This window comes from Roseibium sp. M-1, from assembly GCF_054515675.1.
Window position 1 is genome coordinate 4,638,785 of sequence record NZ_CM137257.1, and the last position, 20,976, is coordinate 4,659,760.

The following is a 20,976-nucleotide window of genomic DNA, read 5'->3' on the forward strand; positions in this document are numbered from 1 at the left end:
CGTGTGCTGTCAAGGCCTATCTATCAGTCGATAGATGATGAGGTTCAGATGACGACCCAATCGGGCAAGCAAACGGGCGGCGAAACGGAAGCCAGGATCCTGGATCTGGCGGAAGCCATGATCCGCCGCAACGGCTATAACGGCTTCAGCTTTCGCGAGATCGCTGCGGAAGTCGGGGTGAAAAGCTCCAGTGTGCATTATTACTTTCCCGCCAAGGCAGATCTCGGCGCAAAGGTGGCCCGCCGTTATGCGGACAGGTTTCTGGTAACGCTGGGAGAAACCTCCGATCCACAAGGCGAGGCGGCCGACGTCCTCGGCAAGATCCACGACGCCTTCGCCAGAGCACTCGGCGAGGACGGACAGATGTGCCTCTGCGGCGTGCTGGCGGCCGAATCCGGCGGTTTGCCGGAGGAAGTCGCCGTTGAGGCGCGGCGCTTCTTCGATCTGACGGCAGGATGGTTGACGGACCGGCTAAGCGTGACTTCCTGGGGACGGTCGAAGAGCCGGGTTACAGTCGAAGAAAAGGCCCTCGCCGTGCTCGCACAATTGGAGGGCGGGCTGCTGATTGCCCGGGTTCATGGCCGCCCGGAGCTGTTTGCGAAGTTGCGGCCGGAGTTGGATTGAGCACCCTATTCCAAATGGGTGCCCAGGTGCGGAGGCGTGCTCCGCTTTGCAGGGCAGCTTCCATTGGAGGTCCATCTAACCGCTTGCACCCCTCTCCCGCCTTGCGGGGGAGATGTTCGGAAACCGGACAGAGGGGGGGGGTGAACCCTCCCGGATCGGATCACCAAGGCCGAACTAAGCTGCAAGGCTGTCACCCCCCTCTGTTTCCTCGCGGAGACATCTCCCCCGCAAGGCGGGAGAGGGGAACAAGCGGCACGATCCGGAGAAATTCCTCAAACCTTGTGTAGAAGAGCGAATTGTCGCCGCCAAACGCAAAAGGCCGCCCGGAGGCGGCCTTTCTTGTTCTTATCAGGGCGTGATCAGACCAGGCCGGCTTTCGCCAGCGGCAGGGTGGTGATCCACTCGCCCTTGGCGGCGGCGATCGCGTTGGCGACGGCCGGGCCGATGGGCGGCGTGCCGGGTTCGCCGATGCCGGTCGGGTGCTCGTTCGAGGCAACGATGTGCACTTCGACTTCCGGCATGTCGGAGAAGCGAAGCGGCTCGTAGGTGTCGAAGTTGGTTTCCTCGACAACCCCGTCCACCAGCGTCACCTGGTTACGCAGGATCGCGCCGAGGCCGTAGCCGATGCCGCCCTCGACCTGGGCCCGGATGTTGTCCGGGTTGACCGGGGTGCCGCAGTCGACGGCTGCCACCACCTTCTCCACCTTCACCGTGCCGTCGTCGCGGAAGGAGATTTCCGCCACTTCCGCCACATAGGAGCCGAAGGACTTGTGCACGGCGACGCCGCGATGGCGGCCTTCCGGCAAGGGCTGGTCCCAGCCGGCCTTTTCGGCCGCGAGCTTCAGGACACCGGCCTTGCGCGGATCGTCCTTCATCATTTCCAGGCGATAGGCGACCGGATCCTTGCCGGCTTCCTTCGCCAGCCGGTCCATCATGGTTTCCATGACATAGGCCGTGTGGGTGTGCCCAACCGAGCGCCACCAGAGCACGGGCACCTTGGTCTCCTGGAAGGCCTGGTCCATGTTCATGAGCGGGAAGGCGTAGGACGTGTCATGCGCGCCTTCCGTCATGTTGTGGTCGACGCCATCCTTCATCAGCATGGCTTCGAACGGTGTGCCCTTGACGATGGACTTGGCCGCGATGTTGTACTTGAACGCGGTGACATTGCCGTTGTCGTCAAGTCCGACGCGGATCCTATGCGCCGACATCGGGCGGTAGTAACCGCCGGCCATGTCGTCCTCGCGGGTCCAGACGATCTTCACCGGAGCCGGTGCCATGCCGGCGGCCTGCATGGCCTTGGCAAGGGTCGTGATTTCCACGACCGGATGGGCATCGGCCTGGGCGCGGCGGCCGAAGGAGCCGCCTGCCCACAAGGTGTTGATCTTCACTTTCTCGAACGGAATGCCGAGCACAGTGGCAGCGACATTGTGGTCGATGGTCTGGATCTGCGAACCGAACCAGAATTCCGCCGTTTCGCCATCGAACTTCATTGCGATGTCGAGCGGCTCCATGGCACCGTGCGCCAGGAACGGGAACTCATAGTCGGCCTCGATCACCCTGGCGGCAGAGGCCAGAGCGGCATCGACGTCGCCATCCTCACGCACCTTGAGGCCGGGCTTCGCGGTCAGCTCCTTCAGTTCGGCGGTCAGGGCGTCGCTGGAACGGGTCTCGGCTTCGCTGTCGTCCCACTCGATCTCCAGCAGTGACCGGCCCTTGATCGCAGGCCAGGTGGAGGTGGCCAGCACCGCGACCCCGTTCGGGATCTGCAGCACGTTGACGACGCCGGGAACTTGCCTGGCCGCTGTCGCATCGAAGGACTTCACCTTGCCGCCGAAGCGGGGCGACCGCGCAACGGTTGCGACCAGGAGACCGTCCATCTGGACGTCCATGGTGTAGGTCTTCGGCGCGCCGACCGTCTTGTTCTCAACGTCCAGGCGCTTGAACGACTTGCCGATATAGACCCACTGGTCCGGCGTCTTGAGTTTGGGCTCGGCCGGCACGTCCTCACCGGCAGCAAGGCCTGCCAGTTCGCCCAGGGTCGCGGACTTGCCGGACCCATGGGAGACGACGCCATTGGAAACCGTGATCTCGGATGCCGGAACGCCCCAGTCCCTGGCGGCGGCGGCAACGATCATGGCCTTTGCCGCGGCACCGGCTGCCCGGTACTGCATGAAGGAATTGGCCATGGCGGTGGAGCCGCCGGTTCCCTGCACGCCGAACAGCGTGTTGGCATAGACCTGCGGATTGGACGGGGCGAATTCGGCCCGGACCTGATCCCACGAAGCGTCAAGCTCGTCCGCGACGAGGGTGGCAAGACCTGTCGCCGCGCCCTGACCCTTGTCGAGATGCTTGGAAAGGACCACGACCGTGTTGTCCGGGCGGATATGGACGAAGGGCTGGATGAGTTCGCCCTCTGCTGCCAGGGCAGCCGAGCGCGGCAGGTTCATTGCGAGAACGAGGCCGCCCACGGTGCCTGCGGAAATCTTCAGGAAGGTCCGGCGGGTCGGTTTGGCGGCTTCAAGCGGTTGTTGCAGGAGATGCAGCATGGATCAGCCCTCCATCTTGTCGGAAGCAAGGTGGATCGCCTTGCGGATGCGGGCATAGGTGGCGCAGCGGCAGACATTGCCGTCCATGGCCGCGTCGATGTCCTCGTCGGTCGGCTTCGGTGTTTCGGCAAGCAGCGCGGTCGCGGCCATGATCTGGCCGGACTGGCAGTAGCCGCATTGCGGTACGTCCAGTTCGTTCCACGCGGCCTGGACGGCGGTTGCCGCCTTGCTGTCGATGCCTTCGATGGTGGTGATGGATGCGCCTTCAAGGTCGCCGACGAATGTCTGGCAAGACCGGATCGGGACGCCGTCCATGTGAACCGTGCAGGCACCGCAGGATGCAATGCCGCAACCGAATTTCGTCCCCGTCATTCCCAGCTCGTCGCGCAGGGCCCACAGCAGCGGGCTCTCGGGATCGGCGTCGAGCGTACGCGTTTCCCCGTTGATTGTTAGTGTCACTGACATGAGGAGGCGTCTCCTTTGGCTGGCCAAATCTGGCTAAAGGATGTAAACTACACCGTGCAGTTTAATCGCTGCGGGTGCGTCTGTAAACGCCCTAGTTTACATAGGGTGCGTTTTTTGGGATGTAAGGGAGGGGCTTGCATTCTCTTGACACTACGGTGCCGAGAGGGAACTGGATTACAGCAAATGATGTCCGTGTCGGATCAGAAAAAGAAGCAGATCGTGCAGGCGGCGATCGCCGAGTTCCAGGAAAAGGGCTACGCTGGCGCCAGCATGGACCGCATCTCCGAACGCGCGCAGGTGTCGAAGCGCACGGTCTACAATCATTTTGAAAGCAAGGACGTCCTTTTCAAGGACATCGGCCAGTGCCTTGCAGATCAGGTCAACTCGGCACTGGAACTGCCCTACGATCCAGATTTGCCGATCCGCGACGCGCTCGTCCGCCTCGGCTGGGCGGAAGGCGAGCTCATGATCAATCCCTGCTTCATGAGTCTTGCCCGCATGGTCTTCAGCGAAACGATCCGCGATCCGGAGCTTGCAGCCGATCTCGACAGCCGCATGACCAAGCTTTCCGTCTTCACCGAATTCGTCGAGCGCGCGGCAAGCGAAGGCAAGCTGAACGTGGACAACACGGCGGTCGCCGCAGCCCAGTTTCTGGGGCTGATCAAGTCCCGCGCCTTCTTCCCGAATATACATATCGGCCGCGTTCCAGAACGCGACGAGGTGGCAGCGATCATCGAAGACAGTGTCGACATGTTCCTGGCGCGCTATGGAAAGGCTTCGATCGGGAAAGCCGCCGCCGGGTAGGCCCTGCGACCATTTCCAGCCCCTCCGGAACGAAGCTCAAGCCGATGTCTTCCGAAATCCTTGTTCTTGCGCCCGACCCGATCAAAAACCGCCTTGCCGGTCTCAGCGTGCCGGCGGCCGTCGCGCTGGCTGTCGTCTTTGTTCTTGTCGCCATCTTTCAGAGTCTTGAGCTTGACCCGCTCTTCAGTTTCGCAGCCGTCGCCGGATTCCTTGCCTTTCTGCTGATGCTGTGGCGGGCCAGGCCGAGAAAAGGCCATATCGAGCTACACCGCGACGGGCTGGTGCTGGTAACGGAGGCCGGCCGGAGCATGCAGAAATGGTCCGGTCTTGCGCGGATAACGCTGCTGGAGGAACTTTCCAGGGACACCGACGGAAAAAAGAACATCGGCTCGCACTACCTCGCCCTCCGTCGCCTGCGCTCCGGCGAGGACAATCCGGATGAAGCAACCGATGAGGTCCGGGCGGATACGCTGATCCCGATCGATCTCTATATCAGCCAGCATCGCTATTCCGGCCGCTCGCAGGCCCAGGAAGAGGCTTGCAAGTCGCCGCAGGACCTTGCCGACACGGTCAATGCCTGGCGGGATTTCGCGCTCAACCTGGAAATGGGCGCGGTGCCGACGCCGGTCCTTCAAAAGGAACACCTGAGCGGCGATCTGGAACTGAAGATCTATTCAAGGCCGGTTTGATCCTGGCGGTCGATCAGCCCTCGTCGCCCAAAGGTTTGGCCAGAAGCTCGCCCCAGCGGGTGCGGTCGGACATCTGCTGGCGGGTCTTGTCGGATATCAGGCCCTTGACGTTGTCCGGTGCCCAGCCGCCGCCGAGGCCCTTGTAGACCGCGATCAGGTTGGTCAGCACATTGGCATCGGCCGCGATCAGGCGGGCTTCGGCCAGATAGAGGCTTCGCTGGGCATCGACGACGCGGTTATAGGATGCCGTGCCGTCCTCATATTGCGCACCGACTTCCGAAACCGCCGCGCGGGCGGAATTCACGCTCCGGCGCAGGTAGACCGCTTCCTGCTTGGAACGCAGGAAGCCGGTGAGGGCATTTTCCACTTCCGAATAGGCTGACAGCACCGTGTTCTCGTAGTTGAGCAACGCTTGCTGGAACTTGGCGTCCTGCACCCTGACATTGTTCTGGATGCGGCCGTAATTGAGAAAGTTCCAGGAAAAACCGGGATTGATGAATCCGGCCATGGTGCCGTTGTTGAAGAGATTGGCGAAATCGTCGGCGCGTACGCCGATGGCCCCGGAAATGGAAAAGGCCGGATAAAGATCCGCCTTGGCGACGCCGATCTGGGCCGACTGGGCGGCGGCGACATATTCCGCATAGCGGATATCCGGCCTCCGGCGCAGCATGTCCGCCGGCACGCCGACGGCAACCTCCGCCGGCACGCGCGGGAACCTCGCCCTGGTGCCGAGGCGGGCCTTCATGCCGCCGGGAGCTTCGCTCAGGAGAACGCTGAGGGCGTTATAGGCCTGGGCCAGCTCTGCCTCGTAGGCCGGGATGGTGGCGAGCGTGTTGTTGTAGAGGACCGTCGCCTCGTTGACGTCCAGCTTGGTGGCGGCGCCGTTTTCCAGCCGCAGCTGGGTGATGTCCAGCGACTTCTTCTGCAGGGCGGCGTTGGCCTTCGCTGCAGCGATCAGCTGCTGCAGCTCGCGCACCGTGACATAGGTTGCGGCGATGTCGCCGGTCAGCGTCACCAGCGCATCGTCATAGGAGGCAAGGCTGGCCTTCAGATTGGCGTCGGCGGACTGGACATCGCGGCGGATCTTGCCCCAGACGTCGATCTCCCAGCCGGCGTCAAAGCCGGTCTGCACCCGGGTGATGTGGTCGTTGACAAGGCCAATACGCTCCAGGTCGCGGATGAACGGGTCCTTGGCGCTGAAGCGGATGCTCTTGGAGCTGCCGTTGATCTCCTGCACCTGCGGGAACAGCTCGCCCCGGGCAATGCCGAACTGGGCTCTCGCCTCGTAGACGCGCACGCCCGCTCCCTGCAGGCCGACATTCTGCCGGTAGGCTTCGGCAATGAGGCTGTTGAGGGTTTCGTCCTTGAAGACATGCCACCAGGCAACGGAGCTGGCGCTGCGGGTGGTGAAGCCGGTGCGGTTGTCGACCGGCAGGTTGGCGCCCTTGCTCCAGCTGTCGAGAACCGGTGCGTCCGGACGCTCGAAATCCGGCCCGACCATGCAGCCGGCAAGCAACAGTACGCCTGCCAGGGTCGCCAGCTGGACCGTCCATTGCAACGTTTTTTGAAGACGCCCCATGCCGATCCTCACAGGTCGAACGGTACAATGAAATTGACCCAGGAATAGAGCCGCATGTTGACCCGCCGCAGCACGGCGACCCAATTGCCGCCGCCGCCGGTATAGATCGCCGCGGCGCCATGGGCTCCGGCCGGATAGCGCTTCAGCGCCGGATCGGCGTCAAGGTCGATCTCGACCGCGAAACGGCCCTGCGGCTTCATGAACAGAAACTCCGGCACCTGGCCGTGGGGCACGATCTGGCCCTGGCCGGTGCCGTCCCAGATGGACTTGACCTTGCCCTCGAAGATCTGCCCGGGATAGATGTCGAGCGCGACTTCCACCGGCATGCCCGGTTCCACGAATTTCAGGTGCTCCTGGTAGAAGGTTGCCAGGAAATAGGGATCGGCATCGGCGATGAAGCCGGCAATCGCCCCGACACGGAACCCGCCGACCACCAGGCCCGGCCGCGCCTGCTGCGAGATGATGATCCCGTCTTCCGGTGCATAAATCGTGGTCTGATCGACGTAGTATTGCGCCTGGTCGACCTGGGCCTTTGCAGCGGCCACCTGCGAATTGACGCCATCGATCTGGGCATCGACCGCCAGTTGCGCCTTTGTGACGTCGGCTTCGGCTTCGGCCACCTGTGCCTTGGCGGAGGATAGTTTGGACGTCCACTCGTCCAGCGTCTCCTGTTTGGCGCCGCCCTTGGGCACCAGATCCGAGTAACGGGTCACCTGTTGCTGCGCGTAGGCCTCGTTGGCGTTGGCCTCATCGAGGGAATCCTGCGCCTGATCGACATTCTCCACCAGGATCTTGGCGTTCTGCTCCGCGCTGACGAGGTTCGCCTGGGCCTCCGCCAGCTGGGCGGCATAGAGCGTCGCGTCGAACTGATAGAGCTTGTCGCCCTTCTTCACCTTCTGGTTCTGGGCAACGAAAACCTCTTCGAGCAAGGTCGGATGCGGCAGGCGCGGCGCGATCTGGATCGTCTGGCGGATGACATGGCCGTCGATGGTGTAGGGCGTATAGAAGCGCAGGAAGACCACCAGCAGGAAGAGGACATGGAAGCCCACCCAGAAGGTGACGACGCCCCAGGCGATGTTGAATTTCAGCCAGCGGAACTTGTAGAAAACCAGCCACATGAAAATGGCATAGACGCCGAGGATCAGCAGCGCGACGGTCATGCAGCGCCTCCGTCGCGGGGCGTGCCAGGCGGTAGCACCTCTTCTGTCTCGGCCTCCGGCCGCGGCTTGGGAACGGACGTTGCCTCAAGCGTTTCGACACCGGTGCCGGTGTCCTGAGCCCCCTCGGTCTCGCCTCCCTTCGGCATCTTGCGGATGTCGACGGTCATCGAGTCGTGATAGGCCCACATCAGCGCATGGAACCAGGGAAATACCGTGAATAGCCCGATCCAGCCGCCGAGCTTGACCGATTCCGCATGCGGGTGCTTGCGCTGTTCGGCAAGTTTGCCGGGCAGGCCTCCAAGGGTAATCATCACGTAGAAGAAGGCGATGACACCGCCCAGCAGAATGGCGAAGGTCAGGTAGTCATACGCATCGAGTTCGAAATCGATCAGACCCATGCCACCTCCCCAGGTGCCGGCAGGCTTGGCCAGACGATCTGTTTGGGCAGCCCGGCTAGCGCTTTGTTCACACTCTGTTAATACCCTCGGCTGCCTCGCGGTCAATTGCAAGTTTCAACTGCAGGCGGCGATCCCGCTTTGCGTTTCGGCAGTCCTCCGTTTCCAGTTTCGAGGAGGTGTCGGCCAACTCCTTGAAACCTCTCCTGTTGGAAGAGGTTGGCGCGGCGCGCCGGTTGAGGGGACAAACCTCTCCGCATCAATCCGCTTCTGTCTCCTCACCTCAGCCTTCTTCCGGCGGAAGAGGGGCTTTTCCGGATACCAGGGCGGGTCTTCGCCCGGCAGCATCGAAGGGCTTGCACAGAGAGAAGAACCGGCTAAATTGCGGCCAATTTTCCACCTCAGCGGTATTCCCCGCGAAAACGACGAACTGGACCTTCCCCGACATGGCGTATGGTGACATCAAGAAAGTCGTGCTGGCCTATTCCGGCGGCCTCGACACCTCCATCATCCTGAAGTGGCTGCAGACCGAACTCGGCTGCGAGGTGGTGACCTTCACCGCCGATCTCGGCCAGGGCGAGGAGCTGGAACCGGCGCGCAAGAAGGCCGAGATGCTTGGCATCAAGGAAATCTATGTCGACGACCTGCGCGAGGAATTCATCCGCGATTTCGTCTTCCCGATGTTCCGCGCCAATGCCGTCTATGAAGGTGTCTATCTGCTCGGCACGTCGATCGCCCGGCCGCTCATCTCCAAGCGCCTGATCGAGATCGCCGCCGAGACCGGCGCAGACGCGATTGCCCATGGCGCCACCGGCAAGGGCAACGACCAGGTCCGTTTCGAGCTTTCCGCCTATGCCCTCAACCCGGACATCAAGGTGATCGCTCCCTGGCGCGACTGGACCTTCAAGTCCCGCACCGACCTTCTGGAATTCGCCGAGCAGCACCAGATCCCTGTGCCGAAGGACAAGCGCGGCGAAGCCCCGTTCTCCGTCGACGCCAACATGCTGCACTCCTCATCCGAAGGGAAGGTCCTGGAAGACCCGGCCGAGGAAGCGCCGAACTATGTCTATCAGCGCACGGTCGATCCGACCGAGGCTCCGGACGAGGTGACCTATATCGAGATCGGCTTCGAGAAGGGCGACGCGGTCTCCCTCAACGGCGAAAAGATGTCGCCGGCAACGCTCTTTGCCAAGCTCAACGAATATGGCCGCGACAACGGCATCGGCCGTCTCGACATGGTCGAGAACCGCTTCGTCGGCATGAAGAGCCGCGGTGTCTACGAGACCCCGGGCGGCACGATCCTCCTCACCGCGCACCGCGCCATGGAATCGATCACGCTCGACCGCGGCGCGTCGCACCTGAAGGACGAGCTGATGCCGCGTTATGCGGAGCTGATCTATAACGGCTTCTGGTTCTCGCCGGAGCGCGAAATGCTGCAGGCGCTGATCGACAAGAGCCAGGAGCATGTCACCGGGTCAGTCCGGCTGAAGCTCTACAAGGGCAATGTCATCCTGGTCGGCCGCTCCTCGCCCTATTCGCTCTATTCGGAAGAACTGGTCACCTTCGAGGACGACCAGGGCGCCTATGACCAGAAGGATGCTGCCGGCTTCATCAAGCTCAACGCCCTGCGCCTGCGCACGCTGGCCAAGCGCAACCGGCTCGGCTGAGAGGCCCTGAAATGACAGAACCGGCGGCAGCGGCGCTGAACGAGGCCCTCGCTGCCGCCGGTTTTTTTTGTCTCGGCGGCTTTGTGCCGAAGGCTGAAGACGATATTCCCGCGCTGTCGGACGGGCGCGTGACGCAAACGCTGCTGCTGATCGGCAGCACGGGACCGTCGATCTGGCCGGTGCTGACGGCAAGTCCGGAATACCAAGACGGAAAGGCCGACCCGCTCGACCGGTACACGAAGCGCACGCTACTGGCCGTCGCAGACCCTTTCGGCTTCGAGGCCCTGTTCCCCTTCGAAGGTCCGCCTTACCATCCCTTCCAGCAATGGGCGCTCAACTGCGGCGGCTTTTCCAGGAGCCCGATGGGCGTTCTGGCGCACCGGCATTTCGGACCCTGGGCCGGATTTCGCGCGGTGTTTCTTGTCCCGGAACTTTTGGCCGGCCTCACGACACCTCCCGGGCAGGGACCTTGCGAGAATTGCACCGCAAAACCCTGCCTGCCTGCCTGCCCGGTAGAGGCCTTGTCGCTGACGAGCGGATACGACGTCCCGAAATGCCGAGACTACCTGGCAGCTTCTCCGGAAGCTCCCTGCCGGACGGGCTGCCTTGCCCGCCGGGCCTGCCCCGTCGGCGATGCCTATCGGCCGGGCCCGGACATGGGCCGGTTTCACATGGACCGGTTTGTCTCGCCCAACGGGTTCTGACAGCGCCTCGCTTTGACATGTGCCGACATCAGTGCCGGGCTTTCCTCTTCCCGAAGAGCCCCTGGTAACAGGGGCGCCGGGCATTCACCACGGCAACGGCAACGGCCAGCACCGTTCCGGACAGGACGTCGACGAGATAATGCCCGCCGAAAACGGGAACCGCGGGGAGCATCACCACCACAAATGCCGTGACGTACCAGAACAGCCGGGTCCGGTAGAAAGCGGCGATCAAAAGAAGTCCGCCAGCGGTATGAAAAGACGGAAAGGCAGCGAGTCCTTCCGCGGCAAGAAGGTTGATCGTGGGAACCGCCACTTCCCTAACCGATAGGAGCTGTTCCACGTGCGCGACACCTGGAACCTCGTCGAAACCCGGGATAGGGGCGATATCGCCGAAGTAATAGGCGACAGCTGCAACAGCCGGAAAGAACATGGCAATCGCTATGGTTATTGATGCGGTGATCAGGAAGATTTCGCAAAAGTAGCGTGCGCGGGCGGGCCTATCCATGCATGTCAGCGCTATGAAGCAGAACAGGCTGGCACCGTCGAAGGCGACATAGGCAACCTTCAGCACCGTGCTCAGGAATGGATGCGTCTGAACGAAGGTGAAATACGCCATCCAGTCGAATCCGAGTGCCTTGTCCCAGCCGTCCAGCTGTTCGTCAACCAGAGGAAGGGCGAGGCTCATCGTCAGGTGGTTGAAGGCTCGCAGCAGCGCGAGAGTGACGAAAATGAACACAAACCCGTTCAACAGCAGATGCAGGCGCTGCCGCAGGGTTTCGCTATCGGGCTTGCGCCAGCTCAACAAGGCATTGAGCAGGATGCATGTCAGCACGATGACCACATAGGGTGTGAAGGAGTCGGGATCGATATTGACGCCCCTGACAAGTGCCAGGCAAAGCGTCGTCAATCCGACGGCTGCGAATAGGACGCAGTTCACGGTACCTGGAAAGGCAACCGGGCTCCTGTCGGCGGTAGTGGCAACGGTACGTGTTTGGGAAGGGGTGTGAAGCGACAGGCCGTGAGTTTCGCCGGCCTCAAGACTGGTAGAAATAGTCATTTAAAAAACCACAACGCAGAATTGAATTTATCTGCGGTCGAATACAATCTGAGTTTTTAAAAATTGGTTTCTGCACCTGATATTTATGACGAGGAAATCGGGCGGATTTCATGAAAACACCAGCCTCTGGTGCAATGTTAAAAATCGCAATCAGAAAATAGGTGCGTTTTTCCACCACACCTAGTGAGGCCGCCGGTTGCAATCGATTGTCCGCGAAATTGCTGCCGCGCGGCTGGTGGTTTCGAGGTTGGCAGGGCTGAAGCGGCGTTCTTCGAGCGCAATCACGCCCGGTGGTCTAATGACGCCGGGATGAAGAAAACCTTGGGCAGAAAGGCCTGGAGGTTACCGTGTGCCGTTAGGCAGGGTAGCTGCCATTGTCTGTGACTGGAGCCGGGGTTTCGGCTTCAGGTGGAGCCAGGCTACACGGCCGGGCACAAACATCTTGCGGGCGCTGCGGGAGAAAAGCGGCGGATGGTGGTCGCCGGCGATTACGATTTCCGTATTGGCAAGCTGCTCGTCAAGGGCGATGGCCTTGACCAGATGGGAGACATGCAGCCACTGCTCCGACATGCGGCAGAGTTCGACATCATTGAAGATGCCGCCGCCGTCGTCGCAGTTCAGCCGGGCCGGCACTTCGCCCGGCATCACGGGTTTGTGGGAATTGAGCGTGAGCCAATAGGCGAATTTGCGCTCGCCCTCGCCCTCAAGCAGGAAATTGCCGACCGCTTCCGCAGCGTCCGTGTCGCAATAGCCTTCAAAGGCGATCCCGCAAGTGGACAGCTTCCGGTCTTTGTCGAAGCCGAGCCTGTTCTCCATGAAATAGAGGTCCTGGAAGCCGATTTTCGGGTACCAGTCGAACCGCTCGAAAAACTCACCGGTAAAGGCGTGGAAGGCAGCGGTCCGGTATCCGGCCTTCGCGGCTTTCAGCGGCAGGCAAGCGCCCTCATCGCGCTCGCGGAAGTCCCGGTAATCGGCCTTGAGATTGCAGAGTTCCCGCATTTCGCCTGCTGTCGTCGAGCCGAAATAGACCGCATCGCCGTCGCTCACCTCGTAGCGCTCCGCCACATCGGCTTCCTTCAGCGGCTGCCAGATGAGATCGCGCAGGTCCTGCGAGGTGAAAGCGCCAAGGCCTTCGACAACGACGACGAGCACGTTGCGCTTCGGCTCGTCATTCAGGTGCTCTTCAAGCTTGCCGTACGCGGTGCCGGCGTCTTCGGTCGGCACATAGCTTTCCGAAACGCTGTTGGCCGCGATCGCGAATTCCGACGGCAGCGAATTCACCCACCAGTCGGTCCCGCCGTAAAGCGCCAGAAGCAGCAGAAAGGGTACGAAATTGATTGCCGTCTTGTGCCGCTTCGCTTTCACCACCCCTAGAAAGGTTGCGATGAAGGAAGCGAACAAAACGCAGATGGCTGCGAGATAGAGGACCGAATTCCAGAGGTCGAGCTTGCCGGCAAACTGCAGGGAATCGATCAGCATCGGCAGCGGCATCTGAAAGAAATTCGATATCAGCACAAGTGCGTCAACCGTCATGGTGAGCAGCAGCAGCGCGAAGAAGACCGAAGGATGCACATAGAGGCCGAGCAGGCAGATCAAGGAGAGAAGAACGACAAAGAAGCTTCTGAAGGGGCAATAGAAGAAACTGAAAAGAATGTAGATTGCATTAGGGGTTAATATCGACCATAGCGCGAACCTGATCGAGTGTTTGTTCAAAGCCCCTTTCTCGCTCAGGTAATTAACAGCGTTTTTGACAAGTGTCATAACTTCGAATCCGGCCCTTCCTGAGGCCGGATCTTGGCGCGCAAATCTTAACTTTGCGTGTGGGTTCCCCGGGGCAAAGGTTGCTGGTCTGCAAAATGCCCTTTTTGCGGGAGTTCTCTAGTCTTCCAGCCGGACGACGCCCGCCTGGTCGGGACAGGTTTCAAGGGCCTGCATTGCCGTTCTGCCATCGCCAAGCGGTGCGTCCGGCCAGATCTCGGCGAGCGGTATCAGCACAAAGGCGCGGTCGCCCATGCGCGGATGGGGGATTTCCAGGTCCGCCTCGGTCACCTTCTGCAGGCCGTAGATCAGAACGTCGACGTCGATGGTGCGCGGCCCCCAGCGGACATCGCGGACGCGGCCAAGCTCGGTTTCGACCTCCAGGCAGCGTCTGAGCAGCGCCTGAGGAGAGAGGGTCGTGTCGATCATTACGCAGCAGTTGCGGAAATCGTCTTGCGGCACCGGCCCCCAGGGCGGCGTGCGGTAGTCGGAAGAGCGGGCGATCAGGGTAACGCCGCCGGTGTCTTCCAGCCGGCGGATGGCTTCGTCCAGATTAGCTTTCGGATCGCCGAGATTGGAGCCGAGACCCAAGGCGCAGCGGGTGGGGGCGCAGCGGGTGGGGGCGCCGTCGGTGGGGGAGCGGCGGGTAGAGGCGTCGGTCTGTCCGGTCATGCCGTCGGGTTCCGTTCCAGGCGGGTTGCCTCCAGCATACGCGCGCAATCGGCATGCGGACGCACGTCGTGGGCCCGGACGATGGCGGCGCCCTTCAGCATGGCGGTCAGGTGCACCGCGACGGAGCCGTAAAGCCGGTCTTCCATCTCCGCCTGTAGAACCGCGCCAACCATGCGTTTGCGCGAAGCGCCCGCAAGCAAAGGCAGGCCGTGCTTTTTCAGGGTGTCGAAGCGGTTCAGGACGATGAAATTCTGGTCGATGGTCTTGCCAAAGCCGAAACCCGGATCGAGGATCTGCTTGTCCCGTGGAATGCCCGCCCTAGCGGCCAGCTCCATCGAGGTTTCAAAGAAGCAATCGATGTCCGCAATGATGTCGATCTCCGGATCAGCGGCAAGACGGTTATGCATCATAACGACATGAGCGCCGGCTTCGGCGACAACATCCGCCATCGCCGGATCTTTCTGCAGGCCCCAGACGTCGTTGACGATGACGGCACCTGCCCTGCAGGCCCGCCGTGCGATTTCCGCCTTGTAGGTGTCGATGGAAACGGGCGTTCCCATGGCGATCACCTGATCGAGGATCGGCTCGATCCGCGACCACTCGACGTCAAGGCTGACGGGCTCCGAACCGGGCCGGGTGCTTTCGCCGCCGAGATCCAGGATATCAGCCCCTTCCGCGATCATTTCCCGGGCATGCTGAAGCGCTGCCGGGGCCTTGCTGTGACGGCCGCCATCGGAAAAGGAATCCGGCGTCACGTTCAGGATCCCCATCACATGCGGGCGTTGGCTGGTGCCATCGAAGCGCGGCAATTCATAGGGAGAGCGGGTCGGCATTTTCGCGTCCTTGTGAGCGTAGGTCCCGTGTTTGGCGCGTCGGGTGCGGCGGGTCAAGCGGCGGAGGCGACACCGTCATGAAAAATTCGGACAACGGTCTTCAAACGGACATCGCGCTGTCATCGACTTTCAGCACCTGATGGTCCTGCCAAGGGCGCCGTCTCTCCGGTCCCCCAGCCATGGAGTATTTCAATGTCTGCTCGTCTTTCCCGCCGCAATTTTCTTAAAAGTTCCGCCGCGACCGGCCTTGTGCTGGCCTCGCCGCTGGCGATGCCTTCCCTTTCCCGCGCCTCTTCCCGCCCGCAGATCACCCACGGCCTGCAGTCAGGCGACGTCGATGCCAATTCCGGCATGATCTGGGCGCGGGCCGATCGCCCGGCGAAGATGCTGGTCGAAGTCGACACCACCGGCTCCTTCGAGGCGCCGCACCGTCTGGCGCCCATCGATGCACTGCCGGAGAGCGACTTTGCTGTCAAACGCCTGCTTGAGAACCTGCCGTCCGACCAGGAAATCTTCTACCGCGTCGCCTTTGCCGACCTCAATGATGTCAACGCGATTTCCGAACCGATGACCGGCCGCTTCCGCACCGCGCCGGCCTCCCGCCGCAACATCCGCTTCGCCTGGTCCGGCGACACCGCCGGCCAGGGCTGGGGCATCGACACCGACCGCGGCGGCATGACGACCTATGCCACCATGGTCAAGCACCAGCCGGACTTCTTCATCCACTCCGGCGACACGATCTATGCCGACGGCCCGATGAAGGAAACCGTCGAGCTCAACGACGGCACTGTCTGGAAGAACGTCCTGATCGAGGAAAAGACCAAGGTTGCCGAGACGCTGGACGAATACCGCGGCCAGTGGAAATACAATCTGCTCGACGAGAACCTGCGCGCCTTCAATGCCGAAGTGCCGACCTTCTTCCAGTGGGACGACCATGAGGTCGTCAACAACTGGTCGTCTTCCAAGGATCTGCTTTCCGACGACCGCTATTCGGAAAAGAACGTCCACCTGCTGGCTGCCCGCGCAGGCCGCGCCTTTCACGAGCTGACGCCGATCCGCTACACCCCGGCAGAGCCCGGCCGTGTCTACCGCAAGATCGCCTACGGCCCGCTGCTCGATGTGTTCTTCCTGGATCTTCGCTCCTATCGCGGAGCGAACGGGCCGGCGATGGAAGAGGCGATGACGCCAGCCTCCCGCATTCTCGGCGCCGAACAGCTCGCCTGGCTGAAGCGTGAGCTGCTCAACTCCAGGGCCACCTGGAAGGTGATCGCCTGTGACATGCCGATCGGCCTGATCGTCTGGGACAACTGGAAGGAACAGGCCGGTGCCGAGGCCGTTGCCAACGGCGACCACGGTGCACCGAAGGGCCGCGAACTGGAATTCGCCGACCTGCTGCGCTTCATCAAGACCGCCGACATCGACAACATCGTCTGGCTGACCGCGGACGTGCACTACACCGCGGCCCATTACTACAACCCGGACAAGGCGCAGTTCCAGGACTTCAAGCCGTTCTGGGAATTCGTCTCCGGCCCGATCCATGCCGGCACCTTCGGCCCGAACGATCTCGACATGACCTTTGGTCCGGAACTGAAATACGTGAAGGCGCCGACAGCCGAGCAGGGCGCCAACCTGCCACCGTCCATGGGTCTGCAGTTCTTCGGCCTCGTCGACATCGACGGGCAGACGGAGCAACTCACCGTCCGCCTGATGGATCGTGACGACGTCGAGTTGCATGCCGTCACTCTGGACCCGGTTCGCCAGGGCTGATCAGGAGCTGGATTGACGAAGAGCGGGCCGGGAAACCGGCCCGTTTATTGTTCCAAACACAACTTCCGGCGTCATCCCGGACGCAGCGAAGCGGAGATCCGGGACCGGAGAGCCGAGGTGTTTCCGAATGAGACTTACCGGTCGGCACTGTGCCTCCCCGGTCCCGGCTCGCGCTGCGCTTGGCCGGGATGACCGAAGGAGGGGGGACCTTTCCGCCTACTCCGCCGCGGCCGTCTGCCGGGCCTGGCTGCGCAGGGCCAGATAGAGCAGGATGCCGGCGATCGGCATACCGGGCAGGATGAAGGCAAGGCCCATTACCGGTTCTCCAAGCGCGGCGATCGCAAGACTGGCGACAATGCCGCCACCGAACTGCAGGAAGCCCAGCATCGACGAGGCAGCCCCGGCGATATGCGGGAACGGCGCCATGGATTCGGTGAAGCTTGCCGGCAGCACCAGCGCAAGGGCGAACACGAACAGCATGACCGGTCCCATGACTGTCAGGATCGACGGCTCGAGCATCAAGGTGACAGCGCACATCAGCGTAGAGGAAACGGCCCAGAGCCCGAGCCCCCAGGGTACGAGCCTCTGAGCCTCGATATAGCGTAATAGCCGGCCGGTCAGGACCGTGCCGGCAATGAACGAGCCGGACTGCAGTATCATGGTGACGCCGAACTGGGACGGTGTCAGGCCGACTTCATAAATGAGAATGAAGGGCAGGACCGTCGCCAGGGCATAGAGGTTGCCGAGGCCAAAGCCGATCAGCAGGCTGGGGGCCAGGAAGCGCGGGTCCTTGAGCAGCGTGGCGTAGTTTCTCGCCAGCTGGCGCGGGTTCAGATGGTGCTTGCCGGGCAGGGGATTGGTTTCCACCTGGAAGACCATGACAGCCGCCATCAGCAGGGCGCCATAGATCACCATGCACCAGAAGACTTCCTTCCAGCCGAACAGTTCCAGCACGATGCCGCCGATGGTGGGCGAGATCGCGGGCCCGAGCGCCAGCATCATGGCGATGGTGTTCATGATCCTGGCGGAGGCCTGGCCGGTGAACTGGTCGCGCACGATGGCGCGCGAGACAGCTATGCCGACCGCCGCGCCCACGCCCTGCAGCGCCCGGGCGAAAATCATGAATTCGACCGTCGGTGCGAAGGTCGCCAGAAAGCTGGAGACAAGATAGAGGATCAGGAACGCGATGGTCACCGGTTTGCGGCCAAAGGCATCCGTCAGCGGTCCGCAGATGAGCTGGGTGACGGCAAAGCCCGCAAAATAGGCGGTCAGCGTCAGCTTGACGGCGGAATCCGTCGTGCCGAATGCCTCCACCAGCGCCGGCATGGCCGGTGTATAGAGCGCCATGGAAATGGGGCCGATGGCAACAAGCCCGGCCCCCAGAAGCGACGTACGTCTTGCGCTCATGATCGAGCTGTCGGCAGTCATTCTATTTTCCCTTGGAAACCTCCTGCAGCAGGCCGTCCTTCATCGTCTGCAGAAGCTGTTCCAGTATCGGCCTCTTGTCCGCCGGGATGTCCTCCAGCGCCCTGGTGCGCACGGTGTGAAGGGCAATCCCGATCCTTTCCAGAAGCGGGTCGGCCTTCTCCGTCAGCTCGACCAGCTTTGCCCGCTTGTCGCAAGGATCCGGGCAGCGTTTGATCAATCCGGCCTTTTCCAGTGTGTCGAGATATCCGACCAGGGTCATGGGTTCGACATACATGGCTTCGGCGAGAACGGTCTGCCGCTGACCGGGAAGGCGCCAGACATAAAACAGCGTACGCGCTTCCCCGGCGGTCAGACCGGTATCGACCCTGGTTAATTCCGCTTCGAAATTCCGCCGGAGCAACCGTGCCAGATCCACGATCAGCATTGTGACGCCGACATTCGGAGAAGAAAGATCCATCTCACCTCAAAATAGTAAGGTTACCTTACGAATATGGCCCTTGCCGCGATTCTGTCAATCCGCACTTGTGACATTGCATTGCACAAACCCTTCGGGCCACGTATAAAGGCGCCAAATTCGGCAGGGCTGCCGATCCAAGCTGATCAACTTCCAGACAGGTTACGGGTCCGAAAAGGGCCCGTTCTGTCTTTTGGAGCCTCCTATGAACCTTCGTAATATTGCCATTATCGCGCACGTTGACCATGGCAAAACCACTCTCATTGACGTTCTTTTGAAGCAGTCCGGCGCGTTCCGCGACAACCAGCGCACCGAAGAACGGATGATGGATTCCAACGACATCGAGCGCGAGCGCGGCATCACCATTCTGGCGAAGGTCACTTCGCTGGTCTGGAAAGACACCCGCATCAACATCGTCGACACGCCTGGCCACGCCGACTTCGGCGGCGAGGTGGAGCGTATCCTGCATATGGTCGACGGCGTCATCCTGCTGGTGGACGCGGCCGAAGGCCCGATGCCGCAGACCAAGTTCGTGCTCGGCAAGGCGCTGAAGCTCGGCCTGAAGCCGATCGTCGCCATCAACAAGATCGACAAGCCGGAACAGCGCGCCGACGAAGTGCTGGACGAGGTGTTCGACCTCTTCGCCGCCCTCGACGCCAACGAAGACCAGCTCGACTTCCCGGTGCTTTACGGCTCCGCCAAGCAGGAATGGATGGCGCTGGAGCCGGGTGGGCCGCAGGCCGGCATGGACCCGCTCTTCGACATGGTCCTCGACAAGGTCGCTCCGCCGGAAGCAAAGCCGGGCGAGTTCCGCATCCTGGCAACCACCATCGAAGCCGACCCGTTCCTTGGCCGCATCCTGACCGGCCGCATCGTTTCCGGCACCGCCCTGCCGAACATGCCGATCAAGGCGCTTGATCGTGACGGCAGCCTGGTGGAAAACGGCCGTATCTCCAAGATCCTCGCCTTCCGCGGCCTGGAACGCCAGCCGATCGAAAAGGGTGAAGCGGGCGACATCGTCGCGATTGCGGGCCTGACCAAGGCGACCGTTGCCGACACGCTCTGCGCGCCGTCCGTCAACGAACCGCTGCAGGCCCAGCCGATCGATCCGCCGACGCTCTCCATGACCTTCCGCGTCAACGACAGTCCGCTCGCCGGTACCGAAGGTTCCAAGGTTCAGTCCCGCGTCATCCGCGAGCGCCTGATGAAGGAAGCCGAGGGCAACGTTGCCCTGAAGGTGGAAGAAACCGACGAGCCGGACGCCTTTGTCGTTTCCGGCCGCGGCGAACTGCTGCTTGCGATCCTGATCGAGAACATGCGCCGCGAAGGCTTCGAGCTCGGCGTCGGCCGTCCGCGCGTCGTCTATCAGTATGATGAGGCGAACAACCGCCTGGAGCCGATCGAGGAAGTCATCATCGACGTCGATGAAGAGCATTCCGGCGTCGTCGTCCAGAAGCTGCAGGAACGCAAGGCCGACCTTCTGGAAATGAAGCCGTCCGGCGGCGGCCGCACCCGTCTGGTGTTCCACGCCCCGACCCGCGGCCTTATTGGCTACCAGTCCGAGCTTCTGTCCGATACCCGCGGCACGGCGATCTTCAACCGGCTGTTCCACGGCTACGAGCCGTACAAGGGCCCGATCCAGGGCCGCCACACCGGCGTGCTCTTGTCGAACGGCACCGGTGAAGCGGTTGCCTACGCGCTCTTCAACCTGGAAGACCGCGGCCCGATGATGATCGATCCGGGCACCAAGGTGTATCCGGGCATGATCATCGGCGAGCACACCCGCGGCAACGACCTTGAAGTGAACGTCCTGAAAGGCAAGCAGCTCACCAACGTGCGCGCCGCCGGCAAGGACGACGCAGTGAAGCTGACGACGCCGAAGAAGCTGACCCTGGAAGCGGCCCTTTCCTACATCTCCGACGACGAGCTCGTGGAAGTGACGCCGGAATCCATTCGCCTCCGCAAGGCCATCCTCGACCCGCATGAGCGCAAGCGCGCCGAACGCGCGGCGAACAAGGAATCGGCATAAGCCCGATTGACGCGATCAACGAAGAGCCCGGGCAGTGCCCCGGGCTTTTTCATGCCTCACCGGTACCCTCTCGGGTCGTCATCCGGCCAAGCGAAGCGCGAGCCGGGACCGGGGAGGCAGTGCGCGGCGTTTTCCCCAAATCAATCGATAGCCTCCGGGCTCCCGGTCTCGGATCTTCGCTGCGCTGCGTCCGGAAGGCGCCGTGAGGGAGTGCCTCTCGGCAGAACCTGTTTGGCAGAACTTGGCCATTGCCCGGGCTTTCGCCTGAGGAAAATCAGCAAGCGCCTGCCAAGATCGGGGCATTGCTTGGGTCAAAATGTCAGACTTCGCACCAACTTTGGAATG

At 62.0% G+C, this 20,976-nt stretch carries 18 protein-coding genes; 7 read left to right on the forward strand and 11 right to left on the reverse strand.

Annotation, left to right across the window (positions count from 1 at the left end):
• Positions 1–48 precede the first annotated feature (48 nt).
• A complete protein-coding gene (locus ACX3M4_RS21055; RefSeq protein WP_459354935.1) occupies positions 49–624 on the forward strand; it encodes a TetR/AcrR family transcriptional regulator in 576 nt (191 codons plus the stop codon).
• A gap of 359 nt (positions 625–983) precedes the next feature.
• Here ACX3M4_RS21055 and ACX3M4_RS21060 read toward each other — a convergent pair whose 3' ends face one another.
• Together ACX3M4_RS21060 and ACX3M4_RS21065 are read right to left on the reverse strand one after the other, a co-directional pair.
• Complete coding sequence (locus ACX3M4_RS21060) at positions 984–3,170, reverse strand: xanthine dehydrogenase family protein molybdopterin-binding subunit (protein WP_459354936.1); 2,187 nt, start codon at positions 3,168–3,170, stop codon at positions 984–986.
• Positions 3,171–3,173: 3 nt separating this feature from the next.
• Positions 3,174–3,635: a (2Fe-2S)-binding protein gene (locus tag ACX3M4_RS21065; RefSeq protein ID WP_459354937.1), complete on the reverse strand. Its 462-nt coding sequence runs from the start codon at positions 3,633–3,635 to the stop codon at positions 3,174–3,176.
• A 186-nt stretch (positions 3,636–3,821) separates the two neighbouring features.
• Here ACX3M4_RS21065 and ACX3M4_RS21070 point away from each other — a divergent pair, with 186 nt between their 5' ends.
• Positions 3,822–4,439, forward strand: coding sequence for a TetR/AcrR family transcriptional regulator (locus ACX3M4_RS21070; RefSeq protein WP_459359478.1), 618 nt, complete (start codon positions 3,822–3,824; stop codon positions 4,437–4,439).
• 44 nt (positions 4,440–4,483) lie between these two features.
• Positions 4,484–5,128 (forward strand): hypothetical protein, encoded by a 645-nt coding sequence (locus tag ACX3M4_RS21075; RefSeq protein WP_459354938.1) that lies wholly within the window; start codon positions 4,484–4,486, stop codon positions 5,126–5,128.
• A 13-nt stretch (positions 5,129–5,141) separates the two neighbouring features.
• On the opposite strand, the gene ACX3M4_RS21080 is transcribed toward ACX3M4_RS21075, so the two are convergent.
• Genes ACX3M4_RS21080 through ACX3M4_RS21090 form a run of 3 tightly spaced genes read right to left on the reverse strand, consistent with a single transcriptional unit; the run spans position 5,142 to position 8,265 of the window.
• Positions 5,142–6,707, reverse strand: coding sequence for an efflux transporter outer membrane subunit (locus ACX3M4_RS21080; RefSeq protein ID WP_459354939.1), 1,566 nt, complete (start codon positions 6,705–6,707; stop codon positions 5,142–5,144).
• A gap of 8 nt (positions 6,708–6,715) precedes the next feature.
• The gene (locus ACX3M4_RS21085) at positions 6,716–7,867 is read right to left on the reverse strand and encodes an HlyD family secretion protein (RefSeq protein WP_459354940.1); all 1,152 of its coding nucleotides are present in this window, start codon (positions 7,865–7,867) and stop codon (positions 6,716–6,718) included.
• On the reverse strand, positions 7,864–8,265 hold the full coding sequence (locus ACX3M4_RS21090; RefSeq protein ID WP_459354941.1) for a DUF3302 domain-containing protein: 402 nt from the start codon (positions 8,263–8,265) through the stop codon (positions 7,864–7,866). Before ACX3M4_RS21090 ends, ACX3M4_RS21085 begins: the two co-directional genes overlap by 4 nt.
• A gap of 443 nt (positions 8,266–8,708) precedes the next feature.
• Here ACX3M4_RS21090 and ACX3M4_RS21095 point away from each other — a divergent pair, with 443 nt between their 5' ends.
• Positions 8,709–9,929 carry an argininosuccinate synthase gene (locus tag ACX3M4_RS21095; protein ID WP_459354942.1) on the forward strand — a complete coding sequence of 407 codons (1,221 nt, stop codon included), beginning with the start codon at positions 8,709–8,711 and terminating at the stop codon, positions 9,927–9,929.
• 11 nt (positions 9,930–9,940) lie between these two features.
• Positions 9,941–10,633 carry a hypothetical protein gene (locus ACX3M4_RS21100; RefSeq protein WP_459354943.1) on the forward strand — a complete coding sequence of 231 codons (693 nt, stop codon included), beginning with the start codon at positions 9,941–9,943 and terminating at the stop codon, positions 10,631–10,633.
• 28 nt (positions 10,634–10,661) lie between these two features.
• Here the strand turns inward: ACX3M4_RS21100 and ACX3M4_RS21105 are convergent, their stop codons facing one another.
• The 4 genes from ACX3M4_RS21105 to folP all read right to left on the reverse strand — a co-directional run bounded on the left by ACX3M4_RS21105 (position 10,662) and on the right by folP (position 14,953).
• The gene (locus ACX3M4_RS21105) at positions 10,662–11,690 is read right to left on the reverse strand and encodes a phosphatase PAP2 family protein (protein ID WP_459354944.1); all 1,029 of its coding nucleotides are present in this window, start codon (positions 11,688–11,690) and stop codon (positions 10,662–10,664) included.
• A gap of 342 nt (positions 11,691–12,032) precedes the next feature.
• Positions 12,033–13,451 (reverse strand): sulfatase-like hydrolase/transferase, encoded by a 1,419-nt coding sequence (locus ACX3M4_RS21110; RefSeq protein ID WP_459354945.1) that lies wholly within the window; start codon positions 13,449–13,451, stop codon positions 12,033–12,035.
• A gap of 117 nt (positions 13,452–13,568) precedes the next feature.
• Positions 13,569–14,120, reverse strand: a complete 552-nt coding sequence (folK, locus tag ACX3M4_RS21115) for a 2-amino-4-hydroxy-6-hydroxymethyldihydropteridine diphosphokinase (protein WP_459354946.1) — start codon at positions 14,118–14,120, stop codon at positions 13,569–13,571.
• Positions 14,117–14,953, reverse strand: coding sequence for a dihydropteroate synthase (folP, locus tag ACX3M4_RS21120; RefSeq protein ID WP_459354947.1), 837 nt, complete (start codon positions 14,951–14,953; stop codon positions 14,117–14,119). Before folP ends, folK begins: the two co-directional genes overlap by 4 nt.
• Before the next feature lie 192 nt (positions 14,954–15,145).
• On the opposite strand from folP, the gene ACX3M4_RS21125 reads away from it, so the two are divergent.
• Positions 15,146–16,720 (forward strand): alkaline phosphatase D family protein, encoded by a 1,575-nt coding sequence (locus ACX3M4_RS21125; RefSeq protein WP_459354948.1) that lies wholly within the window; start codon positions 15,146–15,148, stop codon positions 16,718–16,720.
• A gap of 216 nt (positions 16,721–16,936) precedes the next feature.
• Here the strand turns inward: ACX3M4_RS21125 and ACX3M4_RS21130 are convergent, their stop codons facing one another.
• Both ACX3M4_RS21130 and ACX3M4_RS21135 read right to left on the reverse strand, forming a co-directional pair.
• On the reverse strand, positions 16,937–18,148 hold the full coding sequence (locus ACX3M4_RS21130; RefSeq protein ID WP_459354949.1) for a multidrug effflux MFS transporter: 1,212 nt from the start codon (positions 18,146–18,148) through the stop codon (positions 16,937–16,939).
• 1 nt (position 18,149) lies between these two features.
• Complete coding sequence (locus ACX3M4_RS21135; protein ID WP_459354950.1) at positions 18,150–18,605, reverse strand: MarR family winged helix-turn-helix transcriptional regulator; 456 nt, start codon at positions 18,603–18,605, stop codon at positions 18,150–18,152.
• Between the two features lie 202 nt (positions 18,606–18,807).
• Between ACX3M4_RS21135 and typA the strand changes: the two genes are divergently transcribed.
• Entirely contained in the window at positions 18,808–20,631 is a 1,824-nt protein-coding gene (gene typA, locus ACX3M4_RS21140) for a translational GTPase TypA (protein ID WP_459354951.1), read from the forward strand.
• Positions 20,632–20,976: the final 345 nt, after the last annotated feature.

What these genes read in the sequence shown, in the direction of transcription:
- ACX3M4_RS21055 (WP_459354935.1), top strand. Translation starts at nt 49, where the DNA reads ATGACGACCCAATCGGGCAAGCAAACGGGCGGCGAAACGGAAGCCAGG.
- ACX3M4_RS21060 (WP_459354936.1), bottom strand. Translation starts at nt 3,170, where the DNA reads ATGCTGCATCTCCTGCAACAACCGCTTGAAGCCGCCAAACCGACCCGC.
- ACX3M4_RS21065 (WP_459354937.1), bottom strand. Translation starts at nt 3,635, where the DNA reads ATGTCAGTGACACTAACAATCAACGGGGAAACGCGTACGCTCGACGCC.
- ACX3M4_RS21070 (WP_459359478.1), top strand. Translation starts at nt 3,822, where the DNA reads ATGTCCGTGTCGGATCAGAAAAAGAAGCAGATCGTGCAGGCGGCGATC.
- ACX3M4_RS21075 (WP_459354938.1), top strand. Translation starts at nt 4,484, where the DNA reads ATGTCTTCCGAAATCCTTGTTCTTGCGCCCGACCCGATCAAAAACCGC.
- ACX3M4_RS21080 (WP_459354939.1), bottom strand. Translation starts at nt 6,707, where the DNA reads ATGGGGCGTCTTCAAAAAACGTTGCAATGGACGGTCCAGCTGGCGACC.
- ACX3M4_RS21085 (WP_459354940.1), bottom strand. Translation starts at nt 7,867, where the DNA reads ATGACCGTCGCGCTGCTGATCCTCGGCGTCTATGCCATTTTCATGTGG.
- ACX3M4_RS21090 (WP_459354941.1), bottom strand. Translation starts at nt 8,265, where the DNA reads ATGGGTCTGATCGATTTCGAACTCGATGCGTATGACTACCTGACCTTC.
- ACX3M4_RS21095 (WP_459354942.1), top strand. Translation starts at nt 8,709, where the DNA reads ATGGCGTATGGTGACATCAAGAAAGTCGTGCTGGCCTATTCCGGCGGC.
- ACX3M4_RS21100 (WP_459354943.1), top strand. Translation starts at nt 9,941, where the DNA reads ATGACAGAACCGGCGGCAGCGGCGCTGAACGAGGCCCTCGCTGCCGCC.
- ACX3M4_RS21105 (WP_459354944.1), bottom strand. Translation starts at nt 11,690, where the DNA reads ATGACTATTTCTACCAGTCTTGAGGCCGGCGAAACTCACGGCCTGTCG.
- ACX3M4_RS21110 (WP_459354945.1), bottom strand. Translation starts at nt 13,451, where the DNA reads ATGACACTTGTCAAAAACGCTGTTAATTACCTGAGCGAGAAAGGGGCT.
- folK (WP_459354946.1), bottom strand. Translation starts at nt 14,120, where the DNA reads ATGACCGGACAGACCGACGCCTCTACCCGCCGCTCCCCCACCGACGGC.
- folP (WP_459354947.1), bottom strand. Translation starts at nt 14,953, where the DNA reads ATGCCGACCCGCTCTCCCTATGAATTGCCGCGCTTCGATGGCACCAGC.
- ACX3M4_RS21125 (WP_459354948.1), top strand. Translation starts at nt 15,146, where the DNA reads ATGTCTGCTCGTCTTTCCCGCCGCAATTTTCTTAAAAGTTCCGCCGCG.
- ACX3M4_RS21130 (WP_459354949.1), bottom strand. Translation starts at nt 18,148, where the DNA reads ATGACTGCCGACAGCTCGATCATGAGCGCAAGACGTACGTCGCTTCTG.
- ACX3M4_RS21135 (WP_459354950.1), bottom strand. Translation starts at nt 18,605, where the DNA reads ATGGATCTTTCTTCTCCGAATGTCGGCGTCACAATGCTGATCGTGGAT.
- typA (WP_459354951.1), top strand. Translation starts at nt 18,808, where the DNA reads ATGAACCTTCGTAATATTGCCATTATCGCGCACGTTGACCATGGCAAA.